This window comes from Alicyclobacillus shizuokensis NBRC 103103 (assembly GCF_001552255.1).
GTDB lineage: Bacteria > Bacillota > Bacilli > Alicyclobacillales > Alicyclobacillaceae > Alicyclobacillus_G > Alicyclobacillus_G shizuokensis.
The window spans coordinates 1-4,860 of sequence record NZ_BCQV01000084.1; the positions used below are offsets into that span (position 1 = coordinate 1).

Here is a 4,860-nt window from a genome sequence, read left to right on the forward strand (position 1 = left end):
AGACCTAAGCAGCGACTATGCCGCCGGCATCGGGACCTCCGCGGAGTGGATAAGCGAAGATCCTTCTGGCCTAAACGGGCAACTCTATCCCCTCGCCAACACCGGGACGGTACAATTCAGCCAAGATGAAGTGAATGGTCAACCTATTAACGCTGCCGGAAACCAGGTGCATCCTATTGCGCTGATAAGTTCGTACGGCCGCGTTCGAATCGCTCCGTCGGCACTCTCGTCCGGAGGTACATCGTTCTCAACCATAAGTATGGGCAACCAGGGCCTGTTTGGTTGGAACAGCCGTAGGGAGAATCGGTTTCGAATCAAAAGCCATTCGCATCTTGCATCGGCTCAGGCGATAGCCAGAGGATGGCACTCAATCCGATAGTCTTCTAGCAGGAAAACGAACTTTGGCGTTCCAACGTCAGCAGGTCTGGACAGGTATGCTAAAAGTCGGCGGAGCAGGCGGTTCTCGCCGGCTTTTGTTTGTTTACATGTTTTCCGTGCTCCGCCCTCTCATCCAGCTCGAAGCAGGCTTGTACTCATTCGCTTCCCTTATCCTGCTCCGCGTCCGTATCTTCCCTTCTCTCTTCATGATTCCCCGCTGATCCTGATGATTCTGTGCGTTCCTCGTCCCTCATGTGTTCTCTTTCAAGTTTACGAGTCTCATGAAGGTCAAAAAATTCGATGTACTCGTTCCTGACCAATTCGATGGCCTTTAGTTCCCCACTGAGCACCTGGTGTATAGCCTGTAATTCTGGTTGGGCCAGTTGCTGAATGAGCGTCTCGCGCTTGACATCCAACCTCTGCAAAAACTCAAGCGCACGCCCACGGCGAAATGTTTGCGCCCCGTGATGCTTGTGTCCGTGATGTTCTCCATGTCTCATTTAGATCCCCTCCATGAAATAAATGTTCTCAACTCTTTGTATATGAATGTATGCAAATGAATACAAATTGTCAACATGGAGTTTGGGCGGTGACAAGACAGCCACCACGGGACCCGCACAGGGTTCCGTCGATGACGTTTGCGCAAGGGCGCTCATCCATCATCTCAAGGACCTGGACGCATTTCTGGATGACGCCCATCGCATACCGACCTCTGGTGGATAGCTGATCATACAACACCAAACCCCTGAGGACGTGAACCTGCCTGGTTCACCACAGCACGTGAGAGGCTATTTCTTCGAACGGTTTCCAGGACTCCTTGACGTAGAGCGATCAAGACGATGGACGACAGAAGATGTGGCATCGGCCATTCTACGAGCAGGTTTCATCGACATTGGGACGATTACATTTTGGGAAACCCGGCGAGTGTACGGATCGTTTAATGAATTGGCTGAGGACCTGCGGGCTCGTACAGGGCGGTCGATTCTACATGATCTCGATGAAGAGGAGCTAAGGGAGTTGATCACTTTCATCGGAGAAAGGGTAACCAGCAGTGAGTGCATCGTCGAAATGGATAAGTGGACCGTGTGGCATAGCATAAAGCCGTGAGACCATCAACCGTGATAAGAAACATCTCCGGCACCCGGAATGATCACCTTGGGCGCCATATGCCATCTGCGTGGCCGCCCCAATGGTGCCAATCGCGCCAGTGAGGCGGGGGGAACAGGATTGCAAAAGGGATGGATCCATCCACTGGCGGCGAGCCTGAACTGGCTAATTCTTCCACCATCCATCCCGCATAGTCGCTGGCATCTGACGCTTGTGTGTGGTTTGGATGTAGCGCGCTTCAATCTTTTGGGCAATCTCTTGCGGAACATCTTTTCCTTCGAGATAATCGTCAATCATGTGATAAGAGATGCCAAGCTCGGCTTCATCCGCTTGCTGGGGTTTTTCATCGAGTAAATCTGCTGTTGGGGTCTTGTTATAAATGGCCACGTCTGCTCCCAGCGCTTGCAATATCATCTTGCCTTGGCGCTTGTTCAGTCCACTGAGCGGCAAAATGTCTGCTCCGCCATCTCCGTACTTGGTGTAAAACCCGGTTACAGCTTCTGCCGCATGATCCGTTCCGACAACCAGCAGATTCTGCTGACCGCCGATGGCATACTGAGCAATCATGCGCATTCTCGCCTTCACATTGCCCTTATGATAATCTGAAAGCGGCTCGCCGCATGCCACATGATACTGCAGTGCCGTTACCAATACAGGCGCTTCGATGTTAAACGTAATGATCTCGTCCGGATCAATAAAGCGAAGTGCACGCTGCGCATCTTCCTCATCCTTTTGTCTGCCGTATGGAAGGCGCACCGCTACAAACTTATTATTCTTGTCAGTTTCACGGCGAAGTTCCGAAACCGCCAGTTGTGCCAGTTTGCCAGCCAGACACGAATCCTGACCGCCAGAAATTCCAAGCACATAACCATGAGAACCGCTGAACTTGAGATAATCCTTGAGAAAGTTTACCCGTGCCCGAATTTCCTGCTCTGGATCAATCACTGGCTTGACACCCAATGCTTTTATGATTTCTTGTTGTAATGGCCTCACTGTAAGTCCTCCCTCCCTCAATGATCTTTTGTTATCTCTCGCTTTCTCGCTCACTCGTAGCATCTTGCATTTGACTCAGCAAGCGAATGATGTGAGACTCCCCGTAGTGGGAATCTTCCGGACATGGTTTGTGCGCCCCCAAAAGGGGATGACTCCCCTTTTTCGAAATTTGGTCGTACAGTGGATCTCCACAGTTACCTTCGCGGCGTACCCTCCCATGTCTCACGGGGTCCTGATTTCGGCCCATTGCATTCCATCGTTCAGCCTGTCGAAGGGTGGAGGCCAGTTAATCTCCTTTGCAGGGTCATGGCCCGAATGGAATATATCGTACCGGCTTCTCCGTGCTTCGTTTGTCTATTGCAGCCCTTGCATACGGTTGAGCAAGTTTCGATTCCTTGTTACGCGGCAAGCCACTGAGCCGAGTGAACGGGTCCCAATGCCTTTACCGGGTCGTATGGGACTTGCTTACGCCCGAGAGTGAACAAGATGCGAATCAGCTTATAACACAGTGCAACCAGCGACGACATGGGCCGCAGCGGGTTCTCCACACGCGTGGTGTAATACTGGTGCAGCGCCCGAAACTGTGGATTCTTTGCCGCCAGAACCAGCACGCAGCGGTACAACAACGCGCGTAATCTTGGCCGTCCGCGTTTCGTGATCTTCGTCTGGCCTTTGTGTTTGCCGGAACTGTTCTCTTTGAGATTGAACCCGGCAAGTTTTTGCACCTGTCGCCAGTGTTCGTAGGCGGACAGATCCCCCACTTCGGCCAGGAATCCTGCCACGGTAACGACGCCCAGGCCAGGTACGCTGAGCATCTGAGCAGCTCCCGGAATTCGGTTCAGCAAACGCTCGATTTGCTCCAGCAGTTGGCTTAACTGCTCCTGCAACAGGTCGTACTGACCAAGCAGGATCTGTAACTCCTGGCGTGCCATCTGCAGCCCTTCAGTTAACCCAACCGATTGGGATGCGATTTCCACAAGGTATGTGGCGCGTTTCTTGCCCATCCCCCGTGAAATGCCATACGTTTTCCACATGTGGACAATCTCCTCAGCCGTTTTGGCCTGAATGTCCTGTGGACAAGGGCATTCGCGTAGACACACCAGCGCTGCTTTACCCTCCCAGTCTCGGAACACCTCTGTAAACTCCGGAAAGAACCGGTCGAGCCAGTTGTGGATACGGCCCTGAACTCGCTTGAGGTCCTCGATCAGACGCTCTCGTTGATTCATCCCCACGCGCAGCTCGGCGTAGACATCCTTGGGGATGTTGGGTACGGAGTAGCGTCCATCTTTGACCAACTGCGAGATAACGCGGGCATCCTTGTGGTCATTCTTCGTCGGGTTATTGTCGTCTAGCTCTTTGCTCTTCTTCACGTGCAGGGGATTGACCAGAACGACATCAATCCCGTGCTGGCGAAGAAATTGAGCTAGATTCATCCAATAGTGCCCGGTGGGCTCAACGCCGAACACCACATTGTCACAGCCGTGATCGGCCATGAGCATCCGCATCCACGTGAGCAGCTTTTCCATGCCACGTCTGCTGTTGTCAAAGAACAAAGGCTTGCCAAGCTCAATTCCGCGCGCATCGCTCGCCCGTGCCACATGTACCTTTTTGGCAATGTCTGCACCTACGACCAGTGTTGAATCTCTGATGCGGCGAATCTTGCGGTTCTGCGATATACTCATGTTGTCGTATGACCTCCTGATTCGTGTTGCTGTGGCAACTCAACACTATCAGGAGGTTTTCTTTGCCTCAAACCCGGAATTACTTCATTACAGGAATGCTCCTTAATTCTTTGCCCGAACCCAGAGAATAGGATAGCGAGAACCTTTAAGCTTTTGGCTAGTTTTCCACGAACCACAATAGGAGTTTGCCTATTCCTTATTGCGGCTCTCAGTTGTTCCTTTGTAGTTACAATATCATTCTGAATAGAGTCGAGGCCAGTATAGGAATCGATAGACAAGTCACAGTAAGCATTTTTAACGTTGTAGAGACTCCGGGAAACGAAGCGTGGTTGCCGTGTAAGTATTCTCAAATCCCCCTGCTCGTGAGATAGTTCTTTTGGAACTGCCTGCAACTCTACTACGACATTCTGTCCGAAAGCCGCGCCCTTCCAAACCTGGTGAAGATGCACGCGGAGTCCCGGAAGCAAGCTATCCGTTTTCTACCGACAGTTTGGCTTGCAGGTAGATAGCGTCGATACTTTAGTTGAAAAATAAGGCTTTGTGCGTCGTAATTATGGCTAACCCGAAGGTAGGTGGAGTGACGATAACCACTCTGGCGGTCATAAAATCTAGGAGCAAGGCTTTGTGAAGGACATGATGTCCATTTGAAGAATTCTGATGCAATTCCGGTCACCTTCTTGTTACCAAGCCACAGACAGGG

General features: G+C 51.7%; 3 protein-coding genes. All 3 read right to left on the bottom strand.

The window, feature by feature from the left end:
• Positions 1-533: 533 nt before the first annotated feature.
• The 3 genes from ASH01S_RS19405 to ASH01S_RS17135 all read right to left on the bottom strand — a co-directional run bounded on the left by ASH01S_RS19405 (position 534) and on the right by ASH01S_RS17135 (position 4,160).
• Entirely contained in the window at positions 534-878 is a 345-nt protein-coding gene (locus tag ASH01S_RS19405) for a hypothetical protein (RefSeq protein WP_067929652.1), read from the bottom strand.
• A 772-nt stretch (positions 879-1,650) separates the two neighbouring features.
• Positions 1,651-2,478, bottom strand: a complete 828-nt coding sequence (gene nadE / locus ASH01S_RS17130) for an NAD(+) synthase (protein WP_067929654.1) — start codon at positions 2,476-2,478, stop codon at positions 1,651-1,653.
• Between the two features lie 398 nt (positions 2,479-2,876).
• Positions 2,877-4,160 (bottom strand): IS110 family RNA-guided transposase, encoded by a 1,284-nt coding sequence (locus ASH01S_RS17135; protein ID WP_067929655.1) that lies wholly within the window; start codon positions 4,158-4,160, stop codon positions 2,877-2,879.
• Between the last annotated feature and the right edge of the window lie 700 nt (positions 4,161-4,860).

Coding starts and splice junctions, on each gene's coding strand:
- ASH01S_RS17135 (WP_067929655.1), bottom strand. CDS start 4,160: ATGAGTATATCGCAGAACCGCAAGATTCGCCGCATCAGAGATTCAACA.
- ASH01S_RS19405 (WP_067929652.1), bottom strand. CDS start 878: ATGAGACATGGAGAACATCACGGACACAAGCATCACGGGGCGCAAACA.